The 25,493-nt window shown below is 67.0% G+C and carries 26 protein-coding genes; 6 read left to right on the top strand and 20 right to left on the bottom strand.

Going from position 1 to position 25,493, the window contains the following annotated elements; translation table 11 throughout:
- The first annotated feature begins 121 nt into the window (after positions 1–121).
- A complete protein-coding gene (locus tag VML93_RS14915) occupies positions 122–673 on the top strand; it encodes a hypothetical protein (protein WP_325611737.1) in 552 nt (183 codons plus the stop codon).
- Between the two features lie 19 nt (positions 674–692).
- Here the strand turns inward: VML93_RS14915 and VML93_RS14910 are convergent, their stop codons facing one another.
- The gene (locus VML93_RS14910; RefSeq protein WP_414686357.1) at positions 693–2,168 is read right to left on the bottom strand and encodes a sensor histidine kinase; all 1,476 of its coding nucleotides are present in this window, start codon (positions 2,166–2,168) and stop codon (positions 693–695) included.
- Positions 2,165–2,908 carry a response regulator transcription factor gene (locus VML93_RS14905; protein ID WP_325611736.1) on the bottom strand — a complete coding sequence of 248 codons (744 nt, stop codon included), beginning with the start codon at positions 2,906–2,908 and terminating at the stop codon, positions 2,165–2,167. Before VML93_RS14905 ends, VML93_RS14910 begins: the two co-directional genes overlap by 4 nt.
- A gap of 75 nt (positions 2,909–2,983) precedes the next feature.
- On the opposite strand from VML93_RS14905, the gene VML93_RS14900 reads away from it, so the two are divergent.
- Together VML93_RS14900 and VML93_RS14895 are read left to right on the top strand one after the other, a co-directional pair.
- Positions 2,984–3,277, top strand: coding sequence for a hypothetical protein (locus tag VML93_RS14900; RefSeq protein WP_325611734.1), 294 nt, complete (start codon positions 2,984–2,986; stop codon positions 3,275–3,277).
- Positions 3,278–3,359: 82 nt separating this feature from the next.
- Positions 3,360–3,797, top strand: coding sequence for a hypothetical protein (locus VML93_RS14895; protein WP_325611732.1), 438 nt, complete (start codon positions 3,360–3,362; stop codon positions 3,795–3,797).
- A 79-nt stretch (positions 3,798–3,876) separates the two neighbouring features.
- On the opposite strand, the gene VML93_RS14890 is transcribed toward VML93_RS14895, so the two are convergent.
- Genes VML93_RS14890 through VML93_RS14880 form a run of 3 tightly spaced genes read right to left on the bottom strand, consistent with a single transcriptional unit; the run spans position 3,877 to position 5,986 of the window.
- Entirely contained in the window at positions 3,877–4,254 is a 378-nt protein-coding gene (locus tag VML93_RS14890; RefSeq protein ID WP_325611731.1) for a DoxX family protein, read from the bottom strand.
- 10 nt (positions 4,255–4,264) lie between these two features.
- Positions 4,265–5,512, bottom strand: a complete 1,248-nt coding sequence (locus VML93_RS14885; RefSeq protein ID WP_325611755.1) for an SPFH domain-containing protein — start codon at positions 5,510–5,512, stop codon at positions 4,265–4,267.
- Positions 5,513–5,551: 39 nt separating this feature from the next.
- Complete coding sequence (locus VML93_RS14880; protein ID WP_325611730.1) at positions 5,552–5,986, bottom strand: NfeD family protein; 435 nt, start codon at positions 5,984–5,986, stop codon at positions 5,552–5,554.
- A gap of 57 nt (positions 5,987–6,043) precedes the next feature.
- Between VML93_RS14880 and VML93_RS14875 the strand changes: the two genes are divergently transcribed.
- Entirely contained in the window at positions 6,044–6,907 is an 864-nt protein-coding gene (locus VML93_RS14875) for a hypothetical protein (protein WP_325611729.1), read from the top strand.
- Between the two features lie 15 nt (positions 6,908–6,922).
- Here VML93_RS14875 and VML93_RS14870 read toward each other — a convergent pair whose 3' ends face one another.
- The 9 genes from VML93_RS14870 to VML93_RS14830 all read right to left on the bottom strand — a co-directional run bounded on the left by VML93_RS14870 (position 6,923) and on the right by VML93_RS14830 (position 15,829).
- The gene (locus tag VML93_RS14870) at positions 6,923–7,939 is read right to left on the bottom strand and encodes a ferrochelatase (protein WP_325611727.1); all 1,017 of its coding nucleotides are present in this window, start codon (positions 7,937–7,939) and stop codon (positions 6,923–6,925) included.
- A 6-nt stretch (positions 7,940–7,945) separates the two neighbouring features.
- The gene (gene inhA, locus VML93_RS14865) at positions 7,946–8,755 is read right to left on the bottom strand and encodes an NADH-dependent enoyl-ACP reductase InhA (protein WP_325611725.1); all 810 of its coding nucleotides are present in this window, start codon (positions 8,753–8,755) and stop codon (positions 7,946–7,948) included.
- Positions 8,756–8,768: 13 nt separating this feature from the next.
- A complete protein-coding gene (gene fabG1 / locus VML93_RS14860; protein ID WP_325611723.1) occupies positions 8,769–9,524 on the bottom strand; it encodes a 3-oxoacyl-ACP reductase FabG1 in 756 nt (251 codons plus the stop codon).
- Between the two features lie 60 nt (positions 9,525–9,584).
- Positions 9,585–10,592 (bottom strand): VWA domain-containing protein, encoded by a 1,008-nt coding sequence (locus VML93_RS14855; protein ID WP_325611721.1) that lies wholly within the window; start codon positions 10,590–10,592, stop codon positions 9,585–9,587.
- Between the two features lie 10 nt (positions 10,593–10,602).
- Positions 10,603–11,514, bottom strand: a complete 912-nt coding sequence (locus tag VML93_RS14850; RefSeq protein ID WP_325611753.1) for a DUF58 domain-containing protein — start codon at positions 11,512–11,514, stop codon at positions 10,603–10,605.
- A gap of 50 nt (positions 11,515–11,564) precedes the next feature.
- Positions 11,565–12,683: a MoxR family ATPase gene (locus tag VML93_RS14845; RefSeq protein WP_325611719.1), complete on the bottom strand. Its 1,119-nt coding sequence runs from the start codon at positions 12,681–12,683 to the stop codon at positions 11,565–11,567.
- Between the two features lie 161 nt (positions 12,684–12,844).
- Positions 12,845–13,573, bottom strand: a complete 729-nt coding sequence (ripB, locus tag VML93_RS14840) for an NlpC/P60 family peptidoglycan endopeptidase RipB (protein ID WP_325611718.1) — start codon at positions 13,571–13,573, stop codon at positions 12,845–12,847.
- Between the two features lie 9 nt (positions 13,574–13,582).
- The gene (gene ripA, locus VML93_RS14835) at positions 13,583–15,031 is read right to left on the bottom strand and encodes an NlpC/P60 family peptidoglycan endopeptidase RipA (RefSeq protein WP_325611716.1); all 1,449 of its coding nucleotides are present in this window, start codon (positions 15,029–15,031) and stop codon (positions 13,583–13,585) included.
- Positions 15,032–15,289: 258 nt separating this feature from the next.
- Complete coding sequence (locus VML93_RS14830) at positions 15,290–15,829, bottom strand: DUF6676 family protein (RefSeq protein WP_414686358.1); 540 nt, start codon at positions 15,827–15,829, stop codon at positions 15,290–15,292.
- Between the two features lie 233 nt (positions 15,830–16,062).
- Here VML93_RS14830 and VML93_RS14825 point away from each other — a divergent pair, with 233 nt between their 5' ends.
- Both VML93_RS14825 and VML93_RS14820 read left to right on the top strand, forming a co-directional pair.
- On the top strand, positions 16,063–18,900 hold the full coding sequence (locus tag VML93_RS14825) for an aconitate hydratase (protein WP_325611713.1): 2,838 nt from the start codon (positions 16,063–16,065) through the stop codon (positions 18,898–18,900).
- A gap of 33 nt (positions 18,901–18,933) precedes the next feature.
- Positions 18,934–19,497 (top strand): helix-turn-helix domain-containing protein, encoded by a 564-nt coding sequence (locus VML93_RS14820; RefSeq protein ID WP_325611711.1) that lies wholly within the window; start codon positions 18,934–18,936, stop codon positions 19,495–19,497.
- Positions 19,498–19,566: 69 nt separating this feature from the next.
- Here VML93_RS14820 and VML93_RS14815 read toward each other — a convergent pair whose 3' ends face one another.
- The 6 genes from VML93_RS14815 to VML93_RS14790 all read right to left on the bottom strand — a co-directional run bounded on the left by VML93_RS14815 (position 19,567) and on the right by VML93_RS14790 (position 25,492).
- On the bottom strand, positions 19,567–19,770 hold the full coding sequence (locus tag VML93_RS14815) for a helix-turn-helix domain-containing protein (protein WP_325611709.1): 204 nt from the start codon (positions 19,768–19,770) through the stop codon (positions 19,567–19,569).
- Positions 19,771–19,889: 119 nt separating this feature from the next.
- Positions 19,890–21,527 (bottom strand): ABC-F family ATP-binding cassette domain-containing protein, encoded by a 1,638-nt coding sequence (locus VML93_RS14810; protein ID WP_325611707.1) that lies wholly within the window; start codon positions 21,525–21,527, stop codon positions 19,890–19,892.
- 24 nt (positions 21,528–21,551) lie between these two features.
- The gene (locus VML93_RS14805; protein WP_325611705.1) at positions 21,552–22,361 is read right to left on the bottom strand and encodes an enoyl-CoA hydratase; all 810 of its coding nucleotides are present in this window, start codon (positions 22,359–22,361) and stop codon (positions 21,552–21,554) included.
- A gap of 39 nt (positions 22,362–22,400) precedes the next feature.
- Positions 22,401–22,763, bottom strand: a complete 363-nt coding sequence (trxA, locus tag VML93_RS14800; RefSeq protein ID WP_325611704.1) for a thioredoxin — start codon at positions 22,761–22,763, stop codon at positions 22,401–22,403.
- Between the two features lie 50 nt (positions 22,764–22,813).
- Positions 22,814–23,428, bottom strand: coding sequence for an antibiotic biosynthesis monooxygenase (locus VML93_RS14795; RefSeq protein WP_325611703.1), 615 nt, complete (start codon positions 23,426–23,428; stop codon positions 22,814–22,816).
- An 84-nt stretch (positions 23,429–23,512) separates the two neighbouring features.
- Positions 23,513–25,492: a heavy metal translocating P-type ATPase gene (locus VML93_RS14790; RefSeq protein ID WP_325611701.1), complete on the bottom strand. Its 1,980-nt coding sequence runs from the start codon at positions 25,490–25,492 to the stop codon at positions 23,513–23,515.
- Position 25,493: the final 1 nt, after the last annotated feature.

Genomic DNA, 25,493 nt, shown 5'->3' with positions numbered 1-25,493 from the left:
CAACACAGCGGACGAACAGCCCCGTCGCGCTTAATGACAGAGATCAGAAAACAGGCCATCGCGGTGCCTTCGGAGGGATAAGCTGCGCACCGTAGCTTCCTACGAAGCAGAGGAGCAAACCATGGTCCGCTTGCGTCCTCAGCTGACCGGCGCCGGCGCCGCCACCCTCCTGATCGGCCTGACCGCCGCCGGGTTACCCACCCCGGCCGCGGCTGACCCGGCAAACGCTCCAGCAGACGTGCAAACTCTGATGAGCCATCTGTCCGGCGGCTTCAACCCCGCCGACTGCCACCCGGCCAGCGCGCGCACCCCCGCGGCGCTGGCGGCGGTCGACTGCCCCGACTTCACAAATCACGATCCCGGCGGCCCGTGGAACGCGCTTTACCTGCTGTACGCCAACGCCGGCGATCTGAATGCCGACTTCCAGCGCGCCCTCGCGGACCCGGACAATCCGGTGCAACCTTTCCCGGATGGCACGAAGGGGCCCATCCAGTGGAACCGCGGCGGGCACAGCGGGTCGGTCGTGTTCAACGGCCAAGGTGGTAATTCCGTCGTCCATCTGCTCTGGACAGACACCACCGCAATGATTTTGGTAGACGCTGAGCAGAGCATCGAGAGGGACCGGACCCAAGCCCGCCTGTGGGACTGGTGGCAGGCCGAGGGCGTTCGCTGATCGGCACCGGCCGGTCGGGCTAACCGCCGGCCGGCAAGCTGAGCCGGAATCGTGCCCCGCCTTCGTGCTGCAGGCACACCAGCTCACCGCCGTGGGCCCGGGCCAGGGCCCGCGCGATCGCCAGGCCCAGCCCGGCGCCGCCGTGGTCGCGGGCACGCCCGGCATCCAGGCGGACCAGCCGCTCGAAGATGTGATCGCGCTCGTCGTCGGGAATTCCCGGGCCCGTGTCGGTGACGGTCACCTCGGCCAGCCCGCCACCGCTGCTCATCTCGACAGCGATGGATCCTCCGGCCGGGGTGTACCTGCGGGCGTTGTCCAGCAGGTTGGACAAGATCTGCGACACCCGGGTCGGATCGGCCCTGACCGTCAGCGCGCTCAGGCCGCTCCGGGTGATGGTCACCTGCGGCGCCAGCATCGCGGCTCGGTCGGCTTCGGCGCCGACGATGGCGGCCAAGTCGGTGTCGCGCAGGTCCAGTGCAAGCCCGGCGTCGATGCGGCTCAGATCCAGCATGTCGGCGACCAGCCGTCCGGCGCGGCGAGCGTCGGACAGCAGCAGGCTGGCCCGACGGTACTGACCGCGCGCCGCGTCGTCTTCCTGTTGGCCGGCGCTGCTGGCCAGTTGTTCGGCCGCGGCCTGGATGCCGGCGATCGGGGTGCGCAGCTCGTGTGCGGCGTCGACGAGAAACCGCCGGGTCGCCGTCTCGGCGCGTTGCGCAGTGTCCGCGGCTTGCTGGGCCAGTCGCTCGGAGCTTTCCAACGCGTCCAGCATGCCGTCGAAAGCGCTTGCCGCGCGGCCAAGTTCGGTGTCGGCGCGGTCGGGACGCAGCCGCCGTCCGCGATCACCGGTGGTGATGTCGTTGGCCAGCGCCGTCATCCGGTTCAACGGCCGTAGCGCGGCCCGGCTGACCGCCACCATCAGCAGCGCCGCGGCCAGCAGGGTCGCCAGCCCGGCACCGACCATCAGTTGACGCAGCTGTCGGGTCACTTGCGTGGTCTGGGTGGTGTCGGCAACCAGGATCACCCGGGCGCCGTCGGGCAGCGGATGCACCAGCACGGTCGCGGTCGCATCGGGCGGCGGGCCCGGCGGAGGCGGCGGCGGTATCGGGCCGGGCGGCGGCGGGCCGGGCGGACCCCAGTGGTGGCCCGGCGGGAACGGCGGGCCGGGCGGCAGCGGCTCGGTGGGAGCCGCGGTGGTGTCGGGACTGATCCTGCGATCACCGTAGGTCGCGCCGTCGGCGGTCACCAGCAGCGCCCGCACGCTGCCGCCGTTGAGTTCGGCGGCAAGCAAATCCGGTTCGGTGTGCGCGGCCGCCAGTGCGTCGGCGCGTGACGTCGCCGCGATCAGCCGGTCGTGCAGATTTCGGCGCGCCTGAACACCCAGGACCACGTCGATAGTGACGCCGAGCACCACCAGCAGCACCGCCAGCAACGCCACCACGGTCAGCGTGACCCGGCGCTGCAGCGACGGCGTCGGGGTCACCGGATCGGTCGTCACGGGCGTTGGGGTTGCAGGCGGTAACCGATGCCGCGCACGGTGTGCAGGATCCGTGGGCCGTGGGCCTCGAGTTTACGTCGCAACCCGCTGACGTGTACCTGCACCAGGTTGGGGTCGTAGGCGTCATAGCCCCACACCGCGTTGAGGATCTGGGGAGCGCTGACGATCCGGCCGCGCTGGGCCACCAGGAAATCCAGCAGCCGCAGCTCGGTGGCGGTCAGGTCCAGCCGGTGCCCGTCCCGCGCCGCCACACCGGCGTCGACGTCGAGCAGCAGGTCGCCCACTTGAACCACCCGCGGCAGCCGTCCCCGCCGGCGCAGCACGGCGCGGACCCGCGACACCAGCTCGGCGAGCTCGAACGGTTTGACCACGTAGTCGTCGGCGCCGCCGTCCAGGCCACGCAGCCGGTCGGGCAATCCGTCGCGGGCGGTGATCAACACGATGCCGATGTCGCCCCACTCGCGGACGACGTCGATCAGTGCGAATCCGTCCCGACCCGGCAGCATCACGTCGAGCACCACCAAGTCGGGCCGCAGGCCCTCCAGAACCTCCTCCAATCCTTCTCCGTCGCAGCGGGTGTCGGTGTGATAGCCGACGTCGGCCAGCGCCTCGCTGACCATTTCCCGGATCGTCTCGGAGTCCTCGACCACCAGTACCCGGGGTGTGCCGACGCTGAATTGTTCGGTCCGGTTCACAACCGAACGACTGCCGGTGGGTCCCGTTCGCGAACAATCGGCCATGGCCCCATTGTTAACGCGCGGTTCTGAGATCAGGCTTAAGCACGCGCATTCACGACAACCGACATGGGGAGCCCGATGACCTCCGAACAGCTCCGTAACCCACCGCCACCGGCTGCCCCGGGCAGACGCTATTCACTGGGCGTGGTGATCGGCGCCGCGGTGGCGGGTGTGGCGATCGGCGCGCTGTCCGTCTTTGCGATAGCCGCCCCCACCTGGAAAATCCGCTTCGAGCTTCCGCCGCCCCCATACCCGGCCCCGCTGTCCAGTTACCTGCCGCCGACGCCGCTTCCTACCATCACCACGCCGACGACCGGGCCGGGTGGCCTACCTGCTCCGCCATTTCCGCCGCCCGGACCCACGCCTCGCTGAGGCACGCGAATTTCTTCAGATTCACTTCAAGTACGGCTCCTACCGTCGCGGTTATCGACGAACCGACGACATGAGGAGCCGCATGACCTCCGACGACACCAACACCACCACCGAGCATCAGGCCCCTCCAGCGCCGCCGCCGGCCGTGGTCGCCCCGCGCGTGCAGGCCAAAGGCCAGCACTCCACCGTCGTCGTGATCGGCGCCGGGCTAGTGGGCGCATTCGTCGGCGCCATGTTCACAGCGGCGGCGTCGCTGGCTATTTTCGCCTTCGGCTTTGGACCTCCGCCGCCGCCACCGCCGTTCGGACAGCCGGCGTCGCAGTTCGGCTTTCCCCCGCCCCCGGGGCCGGGCGGTCCACCGATGGCCGGACCGATGCACGGCGGGCCCGGTATGGGGTCTTGGGGTCCGGGACCCGGTGGGTGGCCGCCGCCGTTCCCGGGAGGGCCTCCGCCGCTGGGCCAAGGACGGGGCGGGCCGGGAGCGCCGCCTCCTCCTCCGGGACCTCAACCGCCACGATGAGCACTCGGCGACCAGACGCAGAATCGCATTGCGGGTGCCCGCCCCGTGCGATTCTGCGTCTGCTCGGCGGTAGCCAGAGTCAACGCGCCCCGGGCATCCCCGCGCCGGCGTCCGGCCCCTTGGCCGTCATCGCGGTGAACAACACCAGGAACGACGCCGCCGGAAGCGCATTGACCACCTTGTCCCGGACCCGGATGTGCGCGCCGAGGGCCAGGGTGAAATACAGCGTCAGCATCGCCGTCGTCAGCCTGGCCAGCCCGGGGAACCGGGTCACCGACAGCAGACCGACCGCGGCGGCTGCCTTGACCACCGGCAGCACCGGGCGAATACTGTCCGGACATTCCACGATGTCCAACGACTTCTTGATCGGAGGCACTTGGACCGCGCACGCGACCGCGTCGAAAGCCTGGAAAGCCGCAAGCGCCGCATAGGTTTTCGGTGAAGTCAAAGCACTCATGCCGGCAATCCTATTGAGTCAACCGCGGCGGCATTCCCGGCGGCGCTGCCGGCGGCATTCCCCGCGGTATTCCCTGCGGTGGTCCCGGCGGCATTCCCTGCGGCGGCGCCTGCGGTGGCGCCGGCGGCATCGCCGGCGTGCCAGGCAGTCCAGGCATGCCTTCCACCGGCCGGCGGGCTATCGCCTCCGCCTTGGCCACCGCCTGGGCGATCGCCGGATCGGTGTCGGTGGAGAACCAGTCGGCGACTTCAGCGTCGTCATCGCCGACCGCATGCCTGGGCATGTCGTCAACCGGAGACGGCGTGAACCGGAACACGCCGTCCTCGCCCGGTGCGCCGAGCAACTTGGTGAACCCCTGCAACGCGGTGCTGAAGTCGCTGGGCACCACCCACACCTTGTTCGCGTCGCCGCGCGCCATCTCCGGCAGCGTCTGCAGGTACTGGTAAGCCAGCATCTCCGGGGTGGGCCTACCGGCTTTGATCGCGGCGAACGTTTTCTCGATCGCCTTGGCCTGGCCCTGCGCCCGCAGGTAGGCCGCGGCACGCTCACCCTGAGCGCGCAGCATCCGGGACTGCCGGTCGGCCTCGGCGGCCAGGATGACGGCCTGCTTGGCGCCCTCGGCGGCCAGGATCTGCGCTTGCTTCTGCCCCTCGGCCTGTGTGACCGCGGCCTGCCGGGCGCCTTCGGCGGTCAAAATCATCGCACGCTTTTCCCGGTCGGCCTTCATCTGCTTTTCCATCGAGGCCTGGATCGACGGCGGCGGGTCGATGCTGCGCAGCTCCACCCTCGCTACCCGCAGGCCCCAACGGCCGGTGGCCTCGTCGAGCACGCCGCGCAACTTGGTGTTGATCTGATCCCGCGAGGTCAGGGTCTGCTCCAGCGTCATGCCGCCGACCACGTTGCGCAGGGTGGTCGTGGCGAGCTGCTCGACGCCGACGATGTAGTTGCTGATCTCGTACACCGCGGCCTGCGGCACGGTGACCTGAAAGTACACCACCGTGTCGATGTTCAACGTCAGGTTGTCCTCGGTGATGACGGGCTGCGGCGGGAAGGACACCACCCGTTCGCGCAGGTCGATCCGGGCTCGGATCCGGTCGATGAAGGGCATCAACAACGTGAACTGCCCGCTGACCGTGCGTTGGTAACTTCCCATCCGCTCGATCACCGCTGCCTCGGCCTGCGGGATGACCTTGACCGATTTGGCCAGCACGACGATGGTGAAAATCACCAGGACAACGAAGAACAGCAGAATGAGCACTTGTTCACCTGGAGTCACCGGAGTTCCTTTCTCGAACCGCTACCCGTTCTTGAAGACCACCGCAGTGGCACCATCGATGTGCACGACGGTCACCGACTCGCCTGGCTCGTACACGTCGCCCTCGTTGAGCGGGCGTGCGGTCCAGATCTGGCCGTCAACCTTCACCTGACCCTCGTGGCTGGCGATCCGATCGAGTACCAGCGCCTGCTTGCCCTCCAGCGCTTTGGTGCCAGTCTGGACTTTTGCGGCGGGTGTCAGCCGCTGCCGCAGCGCGGGGCGAACCAGCACTACCAGCAGCACCGAGACGATCAGGAACACCGCCCCGTCGGCCAAGATGTGCCAATTGGTCAGCCAGGCAGTTCCGGCGGCGGCAAGCGCGCCGCCGCTGAGCATCAACATAAACATGTCGCCGGTCAACGCTTCGGCAGCGGCGAGCGCCAGCGCGAAGATCAGCCAGCTCAGCGGGACGAGCATGCGGCCAGAATACGCGTGATCGGCCTTTGCCGGGACAACCAACTACACTGCGAGATCATGTGGTGTCCCAGTGTTTCGCTGTCGCTGTGGGCCAACGCCTGGCTCGCCGGCAAGGCCGCGCCCGACGATGTATTGGATGCGTTATCACTTTGGGCCCCAACACAATCGGTGACCGCGTATGATGCGGTCGCCGCGGGCCACACCGGACTGCCCTGGCCCGACGTGCACGACGCCGGCACGGTCTCGCTACTGCAGACGCTGCGGGCCGCGGTTGGCCAATCCAGGACGCGCGCGACGATCAACGTGGTATTGCCCGTGCCCGGCGATGTGCGCGGGCTTGTCCCCGGGACGCAATTCGGCCGCGACGCCCTCACGGTGGGCGAGGCGCTGATCATCTCCAACCCCGACGACCCCGGCACCGCCATCGGTCTGGTCCCGGAGTTCAACTACGGCGATACCGACTGCGAAGACGATTCACCCGATTTGTGCGCGCTCTCTTGGATCGTCTACTCCCTGCCCGGTGCACCCGCGCTCGAGCACCATGAACTGGGCGACGCGGAATACGCATTGCGCTCGGCGGTGCGCTCGGCCGCCGACGCGCTCGGCAGCATCGGGCTGGGATCCGCCGCCACCGACGTCGCCGACCCGCGCGGACTTGTCGAGCAAATGCTGGAATCCGCACGGCAGCACCGGGTTCCCGAGCATGCGCCGTCACGCGCGTTGCGGGTGCTGGAGAACGCCGCACACGTGGGCGCGATCATCGCCGTCAGCGCCGGCCTGAGCCGATTGCCGACCGGAAACTCGGCGTCGGAAACTCAGATCGCCAGCGATGCGCTGCGACCGCTCGCCGGTGTGGTCCGTTCGGCGCGGATGGCCGCCGTGAGTGCGATCTTGCGCTCCGCCTGGCAGGATTACTCCTGACGGCGGCGACCCGCTTCACTCGGCTGCGTCTTCCAGCGCTGCGCAGTGCGGTCGACGACACGGCTCACCGTTGCTGCTGGCCAGACAGCCCGGCACCGGATCAGGGCCGCTCACTCGGGCCGGACCACGCCCGCAGCGCAATTCGTCGATCAAACCCGCAGCCAGCCGGGCGAATCGGCGGTCGGCGTTGGGCGTGGCGGCGCGGGCGAACGCGATCCCCGCCGCCTCGGCCTGTGATCGCAGTTCCTGGTCGAGATCCCACACCACCTCGATGTGGTCGGCGACAAAGCCGATGGGACACACGATTACCGCCCGAGTGCCGTTGCCGGCCAGCTCCGCGAGGTGATCGGCGACATCGGGCTCCAGCCACGGAACCTGCGGCGGCCCCGATCGCGACTGCCACACCACGTCGTAATCGCGATACCCGGCCGCGGCGGCGACCAGGCTTGCGGCGTAACGGACTTGGCCGCTGTAAAGATCAGGGCCGCAGCGCCGGTCGGCGGCGACGGGGATCGAATGTGCGGTGAACACCAGTCGCGCGTCGGCCGGCACGGTGCGGGCCGCCGCGGCGACGGCGTCGGCGAACATCTCGACAAAGAGCGGATGGTCGAAATACCGCCGCAGCTTTACCAGTTCGGGCGCGCCCGGCCCGGCCGCCCGCCGCGCCCGGGCGATGTCCTCGACGTACTGCGTGCAGCTCGAATAGCCGCTCCACGCCGAGGTGGTGAACACCGCGGCACGACGAACGCCGTTGTCGCGCATCGTTGTAACGGTGTCTTCGACGTAGGGCTCCCAGTTGCGGTTGCCGAAATAGACCGGCAGGTCCTGTTCGGCTTCCAGCTCACCGATCAGTGCGCGGTTGATCGCGTTGATCGGCGACACCCCACCGAAATGCATGTAGTGCTGGGCGACGTGGTCAAGCCGTTCGGGTGGCACATTGCGGCCCCGGGTGACGTTCTCCAGAAATGGCCGCACCTGCTCGGGCGCCTCCGGGCCGCCGAAGGACAGCAGCAGGATCGCGTCGAATTCCATTAGACCCTACAGTAATTGGGTGTGCGCGCCGCCGTCGGCGAAGATGATGTCGCCCGTGGTCGCCGGCAGCCAGTCGGAGAGCAACGCGCAAACCGTCTTGGCAACCGGCGTCGGGTCCTTCATGTTCCAACCGATCGGCGCACGCTGATCCCAGCCCTCTTCGAGCAATTGGATCTGCGCACCGGCCTCGTCACCGAGCGCACCCCCCACGATCGCGGCCATCGCCAGCGTCCGAATCGGTCCGGCGGCAACGAGATTCGAGCGGACCCCGTACTTGCCCGCCTCGCGTGCCACGAACCGGTTGACCGATTCCAGCGCGCTCTTGGCGACCGTCATCCAGTTGTAGGCGGGCATCGCCCGGCTGGGGTCGAAGTCCATACCGACGATGGAGCCGCCCGCGTTCATGATCGGCAGCAGCGCCTTGGCCAGCGACGCATACGAATACGCCGAAATGTGAATGCCTTTGGAGACATCCTCATAAGGCGCGTCGAAGAACGGGTTGATGCCCATCCCGGTCTGCGGCATGAATCCGATCGAATGCACCACGCCGTCAAGCTTGTTGCCCTCGCCGATCTCGGCCGTCACCCGCTCGGCCAGACTGTCGAGATGCTTCTCGTCTTGCACATCGAGCTCGATCAGCGGCGCCTTCTCCGGCAGCCGGTCGGCGATGCGCTGGATCAATCGCAGCCTGTCGAACCCGGTGAGCACCAGTTGAGCGCCTTGCTCCTGGGCCACCCGCGCGATGTGAAACGCGATCGACGCGTCGGTGATGATCCCGCTGACCAGAATCCTTTTGCCGTCGAGCAGTCCTGCCATGTCCGTCCTTCTCCTAGTGCCCCATGCCCATGCCGCCGTCGACCGGGATGACCGCACCGGCGATATAGCTCGCATCCTCGGACGCCAGGAAGCTGACCACCCCGGCGACCTCCGCTGCGGTGCCGACCCGCTTCGCCGGGATGAACTCCAGCGCCCCCGCCTGGATCCGCTCGTCCAGCGCGCGCGTCATCTCGGTGTCGATGTAGCCGGGGGCCACCACGTTCGCGGTCACGCCGGCCTTGGACAATTCCCGGGAGATCGAGCGGGCCATGCCGATCAGGCCGGCCTTGGAGGCCGCGTAGTTGGACTGGTTCCCGATACCCCAGCTGCCGGAGACCGACCCCACGAAGATCATCCGGCCGAACCGCTTTTTCTGCATGCTGCGCGAGGCGCGCTGGGCCACCCGAAACGCCCCGGTGAGGTTCGCGTCGATGACCTTCTCGAACCTCTCCTCGGTCATCCTGATGAGGAAAGCGTCCGCGGAGATGCCGGCGTTGGACACCAGCACCTCGACGGGACCTTGGTGCTCCTCGACCTCTTTGAAGGCACGGTCGACGGCGTCGTTGTCGGTGACGTCACACTCGACGGCGAACAGCCCGTCGGGTGCCCCGGATCCGCGGTGCGTGACGGCCACCTTGTGGCCGTCGGCGGCCAGCCGCTGTGCGATCGCCAGACCGATCCCCCGGTTTCCGCCCGTCACCAGGACTGAACGGGAGACGAATGCGGGTTTGCCGCCGTCGGCGGCGAGCTCAGCGGCCGTGTCAGTCACCCGGCCAACCTATCGCCTCGGTGTAGCGGGGCTGAAATCTCCCCCTGGCATGTCGACCCGTCAGTTGGGCAGTCGCCGGTTGATCAGCAGGGCGGCCAGCGCGGACAACGCGAGAAGCAGTGCACCCAGCCGCAGCCAGCCAGCGCTGGCGTCGCCCTTGCTCGGCTCGTAGCCGATCTGCTCCTGCAGTGTCGCGTAGACCTCCTTCAACTCGGCCAGAGTCGAGGCGTTGTAGGCATTGCCACCGGAGAGCTGGGCGACCTTCTTCATGGTCACGTCGTCGACGGGCACCGGCTGGCGCTGGTTGTTGATCTCGACGAACCCGTACGGGGTGCCGAACGAGATCGTCGAGATCGGCACGCCCTGGTCCTTGGCGGTGCGGGCGGCGGTGTAGGCCCCCTTGGGGTTGTCTGGGTTGGTCGGCATCGTCTCCTTGCCGTCGGAGAACAACACGATGCGCGCCGGGGGCGGTGTGTCGGCGCCACCGATCACCGCGCCGACCGTGGCGATGGCCTGCAAGGCAGTGAAGATTCCCTCCCCGGTGGCGGTGCGATCGGCGAACTGCAACTTGTCCAGCGCGGCCTTCGTCGCTGCCCGGTTGGTCGTCGGCTGCACCAGTACCGTCGCGGTGCCCGCATACTCGATCAGCCCGAGGTTGATGCCCGGGGTCAGCTCGTCGGCGAACTGTTTGGCGGCTTCCTGCGCAGCTGCCATCCGGTTGGGCGCGACGTCGGTGGCACGCATCGACTGCGACACGTCGATTACCAGCATCACCACCGCACGGTTGCGCGGAATCCGGACTTCGATCGTCGGCCCCGCCATCGCAATGGTGAACAGCACCAACGACAACACCAGCAGGACCGCCGGCAGGTGCCGCCATCGGTGAGGTCGCTTGGGGGCAACGCTGTCCAGCAGCTCCGTGTTCGCGAATCGCAGCATCCGCCGCTGGCGGGCCAGCTGCATCACCACGTAGAGCACGGCCAGCCCGACGGCCACCAGCAGGAACAGAAAAAACCACGAATGCGCGAAGCCGGACAGCGTCATCGGCCCGAGCAAGGGCAGCGTCATAGCAGACCTGTCACTGACGCCCCGCCATGGACCCGCGCCTGCGGGACTCGACGAAGCGGACAATGTCGGCGATCCAGTCCCGGTCGGTGCGCAGCGTCAGCAGCGGCGCACCGCAACTGCGCAGCGTGCGGGCGACCTCGGCGCGATGAGCCGCCGCGGCCCGGGCGAAATCGTCGCGCAGCTGGGCATCGATGGTGTACTCGCGGGTGACTCCGGACTCGGCGTCCTGCAGTACGACCTCGCCGACGTCGGGAAGCTCGACGTCACGAGGATCGAGCACCTCGATGCCCAGCACCTCGTGGCGGCCGGCGATCGCGCGCAGCGGCCGGGTCCAATTGATCGGGCCCAGGAAGTCACTGATGATGACGGCCATCCCGCGGCGGCGCTGCGGACGGCGCAACGCGTCGATGGACCTGGCCAGGTCACCGCGCACCCCCGGCGGGGCCTTGGGCATGGTCGCGATGGTGCGCAGCAGCGTGTGCTGATGCTGCCGTCCGCTGCGGGCCGGCACCCGGGTCATGGTGGCGCCGTTGTCGATCAGCGCGCCGAACCGGTTACCGCCGCCGCTGTTGAGGAAGTTGATGGCGGCCGCGGCGGCCACCGCGAGGTCACGCTTCTCGCAGAACGCGGTCCCGAAATCCAGACTGGCCGACAGGTCCACGACCAGCCAGGTCTCCAATTCGCGGTCGGCGATCATCTGTCGAACGTGGGGGTGGGTGGTGCGCGCGGTCACCGACCAGTCCATCCGGCGCACGTCGTCGCCGGGCTGGTAGAGGCGCGACTCCCCCGGCTCGGAGCCCGGGCCCGGGATCAGCCCGAGGTGGTCGCCATGCAGGACACCGTCGAGCTTGCGGGTGACGGTCAGTTCCAGGCTGCTCAGCGCCGCCGCCAGCTTCGGGTCGTCGATGTCGCCGCGCTGCATCGACGGTGGGTGCTCAGAAGCCGCCGGCTTCCCGGCGGGGCGAGCGTTTGTCACCGGGCAACGGTGGGCGAGACCGCGGTCTGCATCACCGGACCCACCGAATGTCCTTGCTGCGGAACGGCGTTGATCTGCGGCATGGCGACCGTCTGCATGACCCGGTTGATCACGATCTCCGACGAGATTTCGTCGGCGAGCGCGTCGTAGGTGAGCACCAACCGGTGGCGCAGCACGTCGGGAATGACGTCGACGACGTCCTGCGGGATCACGTAGTCGCGGCCGCGCACCAGCGCCAGCGAACGCGCGGAGGCGATGATGCCCAGCGACGCGCGCGGCGACGCACCGAACGCGACCCAGGTCTTGACGTCGTTCATGCCCAGCTGCTCGGGATTACGGGTGGCGAAGACGACCCGCACCACGTAGTCGACCAACGCGTGGTGCACGAAGTTGTTGGCCGCGGTGTCCTGCAGCCGCACCAGGTCTCCGGTGCTCAGGATCTGCTTGGGCTCCGGTGGCCGCACACCCATCCGGTAGATGATCTCCCGCTCTTCCTCCGGCGACGGGTAGCCGACGTTGATCTTGAACAGGAAGCGGTCGCGCTGCGCCTCCGGCAACGGGTAGACGCCCTCGTGCTCGATCGGGTTCTGCGTCGCCATCACCAGGAACGGGTTGGGCAACGGATAGCTCTTGCCGCCGATGGACACCTTGCGTTCCTGCATGACCTCCAGCAACGCGGACTGCACCTTCGCCGGCGCGCGGTTGATCTCGTCGGCGAGCAGGAAGTTGGCCACCACCGGACCTAGCTCGGTGTCGAATTCTTCCTTGCCCTGCCGGTAGATGCGGGTACCGATGATGTCGGTGGGCACCAGGTCGGGGGTGAACTGGATGCGCGAGAACGTGCCGCCGACCACCTTGGCGAAGGTCTCCACGGCCAGCGTCTTGGCCACACCGGGAACACCCTCGAGCAACACGTGGCCCTTGGACAGCAGGCCGACCAGCATCCGCTCCACGAGTTGGTCCTGGCCGACGATGATCCGCTTGACCTCGAAGATGGCCCGCTCCAGCGTGTGTACCTCGGCGGCTAAGCCGTCAGCGCCACCGGTATACGCCTCATGGGCGCCCCCGCCCGAGTAACCGCCGGGGCCCGGGGGCATTCCACCTGCTTGCGTCATCAATAACCCTCCAGAGCTCGTCGGACACGACTGCTTTCACGACCAAATGTCGCGGGGCAGCGGCGTGCCCTCGTTCAACTATTCCAGGCCACTCGGATTCCGTCGACGCCACGGTTGCCGCAGGGTGACCATGCGGGCAAATCACGCCCCGCCCACCCGGGTCAGTACTCGATGATCCTGGTCAAAAACGGTGTCATCCCGGGTTTGCGCACCGGGCTGACGGTGACTTTGCCGGCCAGGCTGCTGGCCTCCAGCATCTGACCGTTGCCCAGGTACATGGTGACGTGCTGACTCCCGTTGGGGCCGTAGAAGATCAGGTCACCGCGCCTGGCCTCGTTGGGTGGGATGTGGCGGCCGGCGTTGTACTGGTCGCCGGAGAACCGCGGGATCAGCACGCCGACCCCGGCGAACGCGTAGCGCATCAGGCCAGAGCAGTCGAAGCCGTTGATGTTGGCGCCGTCGCCGACTCCCTTACTGGGACCGTCGAGCGTGCCGCCGCCCCACGAGTAGGGGACTCCCATCTGTGACCCGGCCCGCCGGATCACGTACTCGACGGCTTGGCGGCCGTTGGCCCGCGGAATCCGGCTGCCACTGGTGTTGTTGGCGGCGGGGGTGCCGCCCAAATTGATGCCGAGCCCGCCGAGGAATTGCCTACCCAGGTCCAGCGTCGTCTGGGTGGCCTGGGCGGTGGCCTGCAGCGAGGCGTTGGCGACGGCCAGCGGATCTCCGGGAGCTCCGGCACTTAGCGTTGCCGGCAGGGTGGGGTCCCACTGGCCCGGGTCGGCTTGTGCCGGAGCGGCGGCAGACAACATCAGCCCGGTCACCACGGCGGTGATCCAGGCTAGGTTGATCAGGCGCGTCCTTTTGACCTGAAAAACTTTGCGGCGCATAGTTCCTCGTTAATAATCGATATAGCGGATTACGAAGGGCGTCATGCCGCTGGTGCGCACCGGCGCAACACGCACCTTCAACCCGATGTCGGGGGCCTCGAGCATCTGGCCTTCGCCGAGGTAGATCGTCACGTGCTGGCTGCCGCCGGGGCCGTAGAAGATGACGTCGCCGCGGCGCATCTGGGAGGTGGGGATCTTGCGGCCCAAGTTGTACTGCGAACCCGAGTAGTGCGGCAGCTTGATGCCCACGCCGGCAAACGAGTACAAGACCAGGCCCGAACAGTCGAAGCCGGTGATCGAGGCCCCGGAGTCGATTCCTTTGCTGGGCCCGGCGGCATTGCCACCACCCCAGGAATAGGGCACCCCGATCTGTGACATGCCACGACGGATCACGTACTCGGAAGCCTGTCGCCCGTACACGCGCGGAATCCGGCCCTGCGTCGAGCCCGTGGGGACGTTGGTGATCCCCGAGTCGTTGGGCTTGAGGATGCCCAGCTGCTGCAGGAAGTTGCGCCCCATCTGGGCGGTGACCTGGGTCGACGTGGCCGAGATGCCCAACACCTGGTTGATCACCGCGATCGGGTCGCCGGGGATGTTGGCGCTGGGAACCTGCGGCAGCGTGGGGTCCCAGCCGTCCCACCTTCGTCCCCCGGCCGGCCCCCCGAATGGTCCAGCGCCACCGCCCGGTGCCCCCGGATCCCAACGGTCGCCTGAACCCGGAACACCAGACACGCCGGGCGCCCCTCCTCCCGCTGACCAGATGGCGGCTTCGAGTTTGACCTGGGCCGCGTCGCGCTCGGCAGCCAGGCGATTGACCTGGTCGCGTTGTTCGTCGAACTTGTGCTGCGTGTCGGTGAGCGCTCTGACGGCGGCATCCTCGCTGGCCTTGGCATCAGCGGCGGCTTTGTCGGCTTTCTGCTTGGCCAGTCGCGCCGCCGACTCCTTGTTCACCTGCTCTGTCCGCGCCCGCAGCAGGTTGGCCATCACCGTCTGGGAGCTGGCGTTGAGGACCTGGGCGGCAGATGCTGTGGCGATGATCTCGTCGGGGTTTCGCGCACTCAGGTAGCTGCCCTGCGGGCCGCCCATGTAGGTGGCCGCCGCGTAGCTGTTGAACCGGCGCTGAGCAGCGGCGATCGCCGTGTTGGCGTCCTTGACCGCCTGCTGGCGCTCCTGCAGTTCGCGTTCGGCGGCGCCGGCATTGTCCCGCGCGGTCTCCACGTCGACCATGGCCTTGTCGACGCTTTGTTGTTCGGTCTCGACTTCTGCGGTCAGGTCCTCCAGGTGCTGGTTGGCCTTGGCGACCTCAGCGATCAGCGCGCCCATGGTGTCGGCGCCGGGATCACCGACCGCGAGCCCAGGCGTGCAAGCCAGCAGCGCCACGCAGAGGACCGACGGAATGGCCGGTCGCACCAACCGTGCGGCTGGTCGCGACACAGAGCCACGGCGGGTCCGTCTCATTCGCAGGTCTCCTACGGCTTAACGCACACGGGCGGCGCAGGTCACATTTTTCCCACAAAGCGCCAAAGACAACATGAGCATCATTCGCACCGTACGTCACATCTGACGCCATGGAAACGTCAGTCACAAACTGCACTCTGGACGTGCGTTTAATGTGACCGAATAGTGATCTGCTGTGTTTGCCGCGAGAATTCGCAGAGCTTGCGAACCGGGCTCGGCGGAGCGCGGAATTGGGCGAAAATGCGTGGTTAGACGGCTTTAGACGGCCTGGGTGGGCGCTTCTGCCGCCGTTTCGTCGGCCTTTGTCGAGGTTGCTGATCGCCTGCCGCGCAACTGCATGAATCGAGTGCCGACGGCCGCCGCAAGCACCACAATCAGCAGCAGAATCGTCAACCCACTCCACGGAAACTCGGGAGTGTTCAGCTCGTTCAGAAAGTTATTCGCCGACACCACCGGGTTGCCAGTCTTGGCGTGGTCCTCCCCCGCCTCGAGCGTCACGCGCGCGAAGTGCGTGCTGTAGGTGCCGACGAAGCTGGGGCTCAGGGTGAGCACCGTGGCATCCGGGTAGTCGGCGCCAACCACCGTGGATATGTCCCGCAGGGGTGTGTCGTGGGGCGGGTTGTGGTCCAGCAGCACGATCTTGAGGTTGATGCCCTCCGCCTGAGCGTGGTCGACCACCTCGAGCAGTCCCGCCATGGCCACCGGTGGTGCACTGACCCCGCTGGCCTTCACCTGAGCCTTGATGAAATTCATGTCCACGTCTTGCGGAATGTAGAGAGGCAGGGTTTCCCCGGTCATCGCGTCACCCACCTTTTCCATCCTTTCCGCTCATCGGTGCTCTGACCACCTCCGAGCGCTAAAGGCACGTTACGCGACATGACCCAAAAGGGTTCCAACAAGCGCCCGACACGACAAGACTGAACCTGAGTGCCACTTCAAACAGGACAAGCGTACTGTTAAAGTGACATGGTTGTTCGAGATGCCGCCGACGTAGCCCCGTCGGCGGAAGAACTTAATCCCCGGGAGTTGATGTGACCAGCAAAGATTCGGTGAACTCGTTCGGAGCCCGCGACACCCTCAAGGTCGGCGACCACACTTACCAGATCTATCGTCTCGACGCCGTCCCCAATACCAAGAAACTCCCGTACAGCCTGAAGGTTCTGGCCGAGAACCTGCTGCGCAACGAGGACGGCAGCAACATCACCAAAGAACACATCGAGGCCATCGCCAATTGGGATCCCGAGGCCGAGCCCAGCATCGAGATCCAGTACACGCCCGCGCGCGTGGTGATGCAGGACTTCACCGGCGTGCCCTGCATCGTCGACCTGGCCACCATGCGCGAGGCCATCGGCGATCTGGGCGGCAAGGCCGAGAAGGTCAACCCGCTGGCACCGGCCGACCTGGTGATCGACCACTCGGTGATCGCCGACCTGTTCGGCACCGCCGACGCCTTCGAGCGCAACGTCGAGATCGAGTATCAGCGCAACGGCGAGCGTTACCAGTTCCTGCGCTGGGGACAGGGCGCATTCGACGACTTCAAGGTGGTGCCGCCGGGAACCGGCATCGTGCACCAGGTCAACATCGAATACCTGGCGAGCGTGGTCATGGAGCGCGCAGACCGCGCGGGAAAAATCACTGCGTACCCGGACACCTGCGTGGGCACCGACAGCCACACCACCATGGTCAACGGCCTGGGTGTGCTCGGCTGGGGTGTGGGCGGCATCGAGGCCGAGGCCGCGATGCTGGGCCAGCCGGTGTCGATGCTGATCCCGCGCGTCGTCGGCTTCAAGCTGACCGGCGAGATTCAGCCCGGCGTCACGGCCACCGACGTCGTGCTGACCGTTACCGAGATGCTGCGCAAGCACGGCGTGGTCGGCAAGTTCGTCGAGTTCTACGGCAAGGGCGTGTCCGAGGTGCCATTGGCCAACCGCGCCACGCTGGGCAACATGAGCCCCGAATTCGGTTCCACCGCAGCCATTTTCCCGATCGACGAGGAGACCATCTCCTACCTCAAGTTCACCGGCCGCACGGATCAGCAACTGGCACTCGTGGAGGCCTACGCCAGAGAACAGGGCATGTGGCACGATCCCGATCACGAGCCGGCGTTCTCCGAGTACCTCGAGCTCGACCTGTCCACGGTGGTTCCCTCGATCGCCGGGCCGAAGCGCCCCCAGGACCGAATCGCGTTGTCGGACGCCAAGTCCACCTTCCGTGAGCAGATTCTCAGCTACGTCGATGGCGACGCGGACGGCCAGCAGGGCTACTCGAAACTGGACGAGTCAGTCGAGGAGACGTTCCCGGCCAGCGATCCGGCCGCGGTGTCGAACGGACATGCCGACGACCGTCCCCAGGTGCATTCGGCGGCCGCACATTCCAAAGGTCGCCCCAGCAGCCCGGTGACGGTGAAGTCCGACGAGCGTGGCGAATTCGTGCTCGACCACGGCGCGGTGGTGATCGCCGCGGTCACGTCGTGCACCAACACCTCCAACCCCGAGGTGATGCTGGGCGCGGCCCTGTTGGCGCGCAACGCCGTCGACAAAGGACTGACCTCCAAGCCGTGGGTGAAGACCACGATGGCGCCCGGCTCGCAGGTGGTCAACGACTACTACGACAAGGCCGGCCTGTGGCCGTACCTAGAGAAGCTCGGCTTCTATCTGGTCGGCTACGGGTGCACAACCTGCATCGGCAACTCCGGGCCGCTGCCGGACGAGATCTCGAAGGCCGTCAACGACAACGACCTTTCGGTGACCGCGGTGCTGTCGGGCAACCGTAACTTCGAGGGCCGCATCAATCCCGACGTGAAGATGAACTACCTGGCGTCACCGCCGCTGGTAGTGGCCTACGCGCTGGCCGGGACCATGGACTTCGACTTCGACGCCCAGCCCCTCGGCAAAGACAACGAGGGCAACGACGTCTTCCTGAAAGACATCTGGCCGTCGCAGAAGGACGTCTCCGACACCATCGCCTCGGCGATCAACCAGGAGATGTTCACCAAGAACTACGGCGACGTGTTCAAAGGCGACGAACGGTGGCGCAACCTGCCCACCCCGAGCGGCAATATCTTTGAGTGGGATGCGGATTCGACGTATGTGCGCAAGCCCCCGTACTTCGAGGGCATGCCCGCCGAGCCGGCACCGGTCGGCGACATCAGCGGCGCCCGGGTGCTGGCCCTGCTGGGTGATTCTGTGACCACCGACCACATCTCTCCCGCCAGCAGCATCAAGCCCGGCACCCCGGCGGCGCAGTACCTCGACGAGCACGGCGTGGACCGCAAGGACTACAACTCGTTCGGCTCGCGGCGCGGTAATCACGAGGTGATGATCCGCGGCACGTTCGCCAACATCCGGCTGCGTAACCAGTTGCTGGACGACGTGTCCGGTGGCTACACCCGCGACTTCACCCAGGATGGCGCCCCGCAGGCGTTCATCTACGACGCGGCGCAAAACTATGCGGCAGAGAACATTCCGCTGGTGGTGCTGGGCGGCAAGGAGTACGGCTCCGGCTCGTCGCGGGACTGGGCAGCCAAGGGCACCCGGCTGCTGGGCGTGCGGGCGGTGATCGCCGAGTCGTTCGAGCGCATCCACCGCTCCAACCTGATCGGCATGGGCGTCATCCCGCTGCAGTTCCCCGACGGCCAGTCCGCGCAGTCCCTGGGTCTGGACGGCACGGAGGTGTTCGACATCACCGGTATCGAGGTCCTGAACGACGGCAAGACGCCCAAGACGGTGAAAGTCAAAGCCACCAAGGAAGGTGCAGACCCGATCGAGTTCGACGCGAAGGTGCGCATCGACACCCCAGGTGAAGCCGACTACTACCGCAACGGCGGCATCCTGCAATACGTGCTGCGCAACATGCTGAAGTCCGGCTAACACCTAACACCTAACACCCGACCACGCTCCGCGGTGCCCAAAGTCAGCGAGGACCATCTGGCGGCTCGTCGCCGTCAGATCCTGGACGGCGCCCGCCGTTGCTTTGCCGAATACGGCTACGACAAGGCGACGGTTCGGCGTCTGGAACAGGCGATCGGAATGTCGCGCGGTGCGATCTTCCACCATTTCCGGGACAAGGACGCGCTGTTTTTCGAACTGGCGCATCAGGATGCCGAGCGAATGGCCGACGTCGCGGCACGCGAGGGTCTCATCCAGGTGATGCGCGACATGCTGGCCGCGCCCGACCAGTTCGACTGGCTGGCCACCCGGTTGGAGATCGCCCGCAAGCTACGCAACGACCCCGAGTTCAGCCGCGGCTGGTCCGAGCGCTCTGCGGAGTTGGCGGCGGCGACGACCGATCGGCTGCGCCGGCAGAAGGAGGCCCACCGGGTGCGCGACGACGTTCCCGGCGACGTGTTGCAGTGCTACCTCGAACTCGTTCTCGACGGGTTGGTGGCCCGGCTGGCGTCGGGCGAGGACCCGCAGCGGCTGGCCGACGTCCTCGATCTGGTGGAAAAGTCGGTACGGCGCAACTGATTTCGACGCTGAGCGTAACGTCACTGCGAACAAAGGGACAAGATTTCGCAGTGACGCTACGCACGCGGTCTATCGGTGTCGGGAAGTGTGGTTGGGGCCGCCGCGGCTGCGCATCGTAGTGCCCGACTCAAGCAGCATGCTGTGCACAGATCCATACGATCTGCCGGTGCTGGCCACCAGCTTGCGGATGCTCGCCCCGCCTTCATAGGCATTACGCAACTCGTGCAACAACTGATCGCGTGTCTTCTTCGACTTCCTCGTTGGGTTTCGCACGGGGACCTCCACGCTTCAACACGAACCGAAGCACTTAGCGTAAGAACCCGTTGTCGAACGCGGGGCAGTTTGACCGAAAATCATCCGCGACCGAAATCGCCTGCGGCCCCGCGCAAGAATCAGGCCAGCTCGATGAGATCCCGATAGTCCTCGGACCAGTAGTCCTCGGTGCCGTCGGGCAACAGCACCACGCGCTGCGGGCCGAGCGCCTCGGCCGCACCCGGGTCGTGCGTCACCAGTACCACCGCACCGCGATAGCTGCGCAGCGCATCGAGCACCTGCTCGCGCGATGCCGGGTCGAGGTTGTTGGTCGGCTCGTCGAGCAGCAACACATTGGCTGTCGACGCGACCAGGCCGGCCAGTGCCAGCCGGGTCTTCTCCCCACCGGACAGGGTGCCCGCGGGTTGGTCGAGCTGTGGGCCGCTGAACATGAACGCCCCGAGCAGGCCACGCAGATCTTGTTCGCCGGATTCCGGTGCCGCGTGGCGGATGTTCTCCCAGACAGTCGCGTCGATGTCGAGCGTGTCGTGCTCCTGCGCGAAATAGCCGATCCGCAAACCGTGTCCGGGTTCCAACCCGCCGGTGTCGGGCTTCTCCACGCCGGCCAGCAGTCGCAGCAGCGTGGTCTTACCGGCGCCGTTGAGTCCGAGCACGACGACGCGCGAGCCCCGGTCGATGGCCAGATCGACGCCGGTGAACACCTCGAGCGAACCGTAGGACTTGCTCAGCCCCTTGACCACCAGCGGCGTGCGCCCGCATGCGGCCGGGGTCGGAAACTTGATCCGCGCCACCTTGTCGGCGACCCGCTCCTCGTCAAGGGCCGCCATCATCCGGTCGGCGCGGCGCAACATGTTCTGGGCCGCAACGGCTTTGGTGGCTTTGGCACCCAGCTTGGCGGCCTGCGAACGCAGCGCAGCGGCCTTGCGTTCGGCGTTGGCGCGTTCCCGGCGGCGGCGCTGCTCGTCGGTGGCCCGGGCATCGAGGTACTTCTGCCAGCCCATGTTGTAGACGTCGACCTCGCCGCGCACCGCGTCCAAAAACCACACCCGATTGACGACGTCGGCGATCAACTCGACGTTGTGGCTGATGACCACCAGACCGCCGGTGTGGGTCCGCAGGAAATCCCGCAGCCAGCCAAGCGAATCCGCGTCGAGGTGGTTGGTCGGCTCGTCGAGCAGCAGCGTGGTGCCAGAACCTGAGGCGCCGGCTCCGCCTTCCGACGCGGCGAACAGGATGCGCGCCAGTTCCACCCGGCGACGCTGACCGCCCGACAGGGTGTGCAGCTGCTGGGTCAGTACCCGTTCGGGCAGGCCGAGGCTGGCGCAGATCCGGCCGGCTTCGCTTTCGGCGCCGTAGCCGCCCAGCGCGACGAATCGTTCCTCCAGCTGACCGTAGCGGCGGATAGCGCGGTCGCGCGCGTCGTCGTCGGCGACCTCGGCCATCAACGCCTGCTGCTTTTCCAGATCAGTCAGCAGCACGTCCAAGCCGCGGGCCGACAACACCCGGTCGCGGGCCAGCACGTCAAGGTCGCCTTCTTTTGAATCCTGTGGCAGGTAACCGATTTCGCCGGTTCGAGTGACCGACCCGGCATAGGGTTGGCTTTCCCCGGCCAGGATGCGCAGGGTGGTGGTCTTGCCGGCGCCGTTGCGCCCGACCAGCCCGATGCGATCGCCGGGCTGCACCCTCAGGTCCGGACCGTCGGGTGAGATCAGGATGCGCGCGCCAGCGCGGACCTCGAGGCCCGTAGCCGTGATCACGATCCTTCTCCTTGTTGCGTTGCGCTATTTGTCGTCGGTGAACACCGGCGGCCGCCGTTCCGCGCGTGCCGCGACCGCTTCCTCGAAGTTGGCGGTGAGTAGACGGACGAAGAGCTGTCCCAGGCCCTCGGCCTGCATATGCCCTTCCAGGCTACCGGCGTCCAGTCCACTCCAGAGTGTGCGTTTGGTCAACTCAATTCCCGGCCGGGAGAACATCGCGATCCGGGCCGCGATCGCATAGCAGGTGTCCAGCAGCTGGCCTTCGGGGACCTGACACGACACCAGGCCGATCTGCTCGGCCTCCTCGGCGCTGACGTCGCGACCGGTCAGCATGATCTCGAATGCGCGCGACGATCCGATGGCCCTGGGCAACAGGTAGCTCAGGCCCAGTTCGCTGGCGGTCAGCCCGTTGTTGATACCCGCGGCCCGGAAATAGGCGCTGGTCGAGGCGACCCGGATGTCGGCGGCCAATGCCAGGCACAGTCCGCCGCCGATCGCCGGGCCGTTGACCGCGGCGATCACCGGTTGGTGCAGCCGACGCAGCGCCAGGATGACGTCGTCGAGCAACTCCATGGACCGCAGCGCATACGTCGGCCGGGTGAGGCCCTCGACGTTGGGCACCGTGCCCGCGGACTTGTGGTCGGCGCCCGACGAGAACCCCCGGCCCGCGCCGGTCAGTACGACCACGCGAACAGAGTTGTCGTAGGTGACCTGCTCCAGGGCCTCTTTGAACGGCACCATGACGTCGAACGCCATCGAATTCATCCGCTCGGGCCGGTTGAGGGTTATCAGCGCGACCCCGGGACGCGGATTTTCAACGAGGACCAAATTCACCTTAGAAAGGTAGCGCGTGTTTCCTGAGAAGGCGCTGGGTCAGACTTCTTGCGCCCCGGCCTCGTCGTTCGCGGCGTCCACATCGAAGGCTTTGACCTGCTGAACCAGGTCCTCCAAGGCTGCCGGCGGCAGCGCGCCGGGCTGGTTGAACAGCAGTTTGCCCTTCTTGAAGGCCATCAGCGTCGGGATGGACCGGATCTGGGCGGCCGCGGCCAGCTGTTGTTCGGCTTCGGTGTCGACTTTGGCGTGCACCACATCGGGGTGTTTCTTGGACGACGCCTCGAACGTCGGGGCGAACGCTCGACACGGTCCGCACCAGGACGCCCAGAAGTCGACCAGCACGATGTCGTTGCCGTTGATGGTTTCGTTGAACTGCTCAGCAGTGAGGTCTTGGGTAGTCACGTCCCCGTAACGCGGTGCGACGGCCCGATGTTCCCGGTGCAGTTCGGCCTTCAGCCCGCCACCCTCAGGTGAGCGATTGCCAGCTCGAACTCGCCGACGTCGTCCTGGTCAAGGTTGAGGTCGCCGAGCATCGCCGTTCGCAACGAGTCGGTCGCGTCGGCGCTTTGTTGCATCGTTTCCACGCTGTCGAAGGTCACCGATGACACCGCCCGCGCGGCTGTGGGGTCGACCATCAGGCTGGCACTGCAGAAGCCGTCGAAATCCTCGATGGCCGGCAGCATCGCCCGCTGGTAGAAATCGATGGCGCTGTCGAACAGCTCGGGCCGCGCTTTGAGCCAGGTGGCACGCACGCAGACACCAGGACTTGAATGGCGATCGCGGCGCATGACGGCGATCTGCCAGTGGTTGTCGATCGGCGGGCCGCGCAGAATCTGGGCGGCCCGCTTGTGTGCCGCCAACATCTGATTGGCGCTGGCGTGCATCGCCTCCTTGGTCCGCCAGGAGTTGGTCGCTACGCATCTGCCGGACCCTCGGTCGACCAGTAGGGACATGCCGAGACAACCGTCGATGCGCTGGAGCGTGGGCCACGTGGCATCGCGAAAGTGCGCTATTCCAGCGTCGATCGCCGCAGGTTGCGCGTGGATGGTGGTAGAGCGTGCGTACAAGATGGGCCTATCTCCCGGATACCATTTCCCTACCGACTCCCCGCGTCTTTTCCAGGGCAGCGCGAAGGTATCCCACGCTACAGCCTAGGCAGCCGCCGCGAGCCGCCACGAGTGGTTGGTCAGCAGGCGCATCCCGTTGAGCGCGACGATCAACGTGGACCCTTCGTGACCGGCCACGCCCAGCGGCAGCGGCAGCTGCCCGAACAGATCCCACAGCACCAGAACGCTGATAAAGCCGGCCGCGATGCCGAGGTTGACGACCACAACCCGGCGCGCCCGCCGGGCCAACCCGATGATGGTCGGGATGGTGTGCAGCTCGTCGCGGACCGTCACACCGTCGGCGGTCTGCAGGGTGAGGTCGGCGCCGGCCCCCATCGCCACCGACGTGCGGGCCGCCGCCATGGCCGGAGCGTCGTTCACTCCGTCGCCCACAACCAGCACCCGGTGACCGCCGGCCTGCAGAGCGCGGACCGCGTCGACCTTCTGCTCGGGCAACAGCGCCGCTCGCACGTCGGTAATCCCGGCCTGCTGGGCCACCCGTCGCGCCGCGCGCGCATTGTCACCGGTCAGCAGCACCGGCGGCGCCGAGGTCAGCGCGGACAGCGATGCAACGGAGCGTGCGGCGTCGGCCCGAACCTGATCGGTCAGGCCCAGCACACCGACCGCGACGCCGTTGACCAACACGATGGCAGCGGTGGCGCCGGACTCCAGGATCGGCGTCAGTTGGGCCACCGGTGCGCCCCGGTAGCTGTGCGGGCTGCAGATCTCGACGAAATCGTGACCCACGGTGGCGCGCACCCCGCGACCCGGCAGCGCGCGGAAATCTTCGGCGGGCGGGATGACCATGCCACGCATCCGAGCATCCTCGACGATCGCCCGCCCCAGTGGGTGCTCGCTGGATTGTTCTGCGGCAGCGGCCAATTGGAGTAGTCGCTGGGCGTCTATTCCGTTGCGGCCGGTGGTGTCCAGCGGTGCCAGAGCTTCAACGGTGGTGAGTCGCGGGACGCCGCAGGTCAGGGTGCCGGTCTTGTCCAGCGCGACGACGCTGGTGTCGGCGAGGTGCTCGACGACGACCGCCGACTTGACCAGTACCCCGTGCCGCCCCGCGTTGGCGATCGCCGACAGCAGCGGCGGCATGGTGGCCAGCACCACGGCACACGGCGAGGCCACGATCATGAACGTCATGGCGCGCAGCAGCACCGCTTGCAGGTGGGTGCCCATCAGCAGCGGAATGACGATGAGCGCGATGGTGGCGACCACTACCCCGACCGAATAGCGCTGCTCGATCTTCTCGATGAACAGCTGGGTCTTGGCCTTGGTGGCCGATGCTTCAGCCACCAGTTCGACAATGCGCGAGACGACGGAGTTGGACGGATCACGGGTGACCACCAAGTGCAGCACCCCAGACCCGTTGACGGTGCCGGCGAACACCTCGTCGCCGCAGCATTTGGCGGCCGGCATCGACTCACCGGTGATGGAGCATTGGTCCACCTCGGAAGACCCGGACACCACGACGCCGTCGCCGGGAATCCGCTCCCCCGGTCGCACCACCACCCGGTCGCCCACGACCAGCTCACCGGCCGGCACCACCCGCTCGCGTCCGTCACCATCGAGCACGACGGCCTGATCCGGCGCGAGGCCCAGTAGTCCCTTGACCGAATCCGCGGTGTGTTTGGTCGCCACGTCGTCGAGCGCGCCGGAGGTGGCGAAGATGACGATCAGCAGGGCGCCGTCGAAGATCTGCCCGATCGCGACCGCTCCGATCGCCGCGACGATCATCAGCAGGTCCACGTCGAGGGCCTTCTTCCGCAACGCTTGCGCGCCGGCCCATGCCGAGCCCCATCCGCCGGTGAGATAGCAAGCCAGATACAGCGACCACCACACGGTCTGGGGGGCACCGTTGAGCTGAGCGATCAGCCCGATCAAAAACAGCGCCAACGCGACAGCCGCCCACCGCACCGAAAGCACGGACCACAGAGCCGCTCGCCAACTCAAAGGCTTTGCAATTCGATCACGATCGAAACAAGCCTCTTGAGCGGTCACGTCGAGAGCGGTCAGAGTCATG

This window comes from Mycobacterium sp. (genome assembly GCF_035499775.1).
Taxonomy (GTDB): domain Bacteria; phylum Actinomycetota; class Actinomycetes; order Mycobacteriales; family Mycobacteriaceae; genus Mycobacterium.
The sequence above is the reverse complement of the archived record's forward strand: the minus strand, read 5'-3'. Positions and strand labels throughout refer to the sequence as shown.

What these genes read in the sequence shown, in the direction of transcription:
- ripA (WP_325611716.1), bottom strand. Translation starts at nt 15,031, where the DNA reads ATGAGACGGACCCGCCGTGGCTCTGTGTCGCGACCAGCCGCACGGTTG.
- VML93_RS14790 (WP_325611701.1), bottom strand. Translation starts at nt 25,492, where the DNA reads ATGACTCTGACCGCTCTCGACGTGACCGCTCAAGAGGCTTGTTTCGAT.
- VML93_RS14830 (WP_414686358.1), bottom strand. Translation starts at nt 15,829, where the DNA reads ATGACCGGGGAAACCCTGCCTCTCTACATTCCGCAAGACGTGGACATG.
- VML93_RS14890 (WP_325611731.1), bottom strand. Translation starts at nt 4,254, where the DNA reads ATGAGTGCTTTGACTTCACCGAAAACCTATGCGGCGCTTGCGGCTTTC.
- VML93_RS14895 (WP_325611732.1), top strand. Translation starts at nt 3,360, where the DNA reads ATGACCTCCGACGACACCAACACCACCACCGAGCATCAGGCCCCTCCA.
- VML93_RS14880 (WP_325611730.1), bottom strand. Translation starts at nt 5,986, where the DNA reads ATGCTCGTCCCGCTGAGCTGGCTGATCTTCGCGCTGGCGCTCGCCGCT.
- VML93_RS14845 (WP_325611719.1), bottom strand. Translation starts at nt 12,683, where the DNA reads ATGACGCAAGCAGGTGGAATGCCCCCGGGCCCCGGCGGTTACTCGGGC.
- VML93_RS14905 (WP_325611736.1), bottom strand. Translation starts at nt 2,908, where the DNA reads ATGGCCGATTGTTCGCGAACGGGACCCACCGGCAGTCGTTCGGTTGTG.
- ripB (WP_325611718.1), bottom strand. Translation starts at nt 13,573, where the DNA reads ATGCGCCGCAAAGTTTTTCAGGTCAAAAGGACGCGCCTGATCAACCTA.
- VML93_RS14900 (WP_325611734.1), top strand. Translation starts at nt 2,984, where the DNA reads ATGACCTCCGAACAGCTCCGTAACCCACCGCCACCGGCTGCCCCGGGC.
- VML93_RS14855 (WP_325611721.1), bottom strand. Translation starts at nt 10,592, where the DNA reads ATGACGCTGCCCTTGCTCGGGCCGATGACGCTGTCCGGCTTCGCGCAT.
- VML93_RS14915 (WP_325611737.1), top strand. Translation starts at nt 122, where the DNA reads ATGGTCCGCTTGCGTCCTCAGCTGACCGGCGCCGGCGCCGCCACCCTC.
- VML93_RS14875 (WP_325611729.1), top strand. Translation starts at nt 6,044, where the DNA reads ATGTGGTGTCCCAGTGTTTCGCTGTCGCTGTGGGCCAACGCCTGGCTC.
- VML93_RS14870 (WP_325611727.1), bottom strand. Translation starts at nt 7,939, where the DNA reads ATGGAATTCGACGCGATCCTGCTGCTGTCCTTCGGCGGCCCGGAGGCG.
- inhA (WP_325611725.1), bottom strand. Translation starts at nt 8,755, where the DNA reads ATGGCAGGACTGCTCGACGGCAAAAGGATTCTGGTCAGCGGGATCATC.
- VML93_RS14850 (WP_325611753.1), bottom strand. Translation starts at nt 11,514, where the DNA reads ATGCAGCGCGGCGACATCGACGACCCGAAGCTGGCGGCGGCGCTGAGC.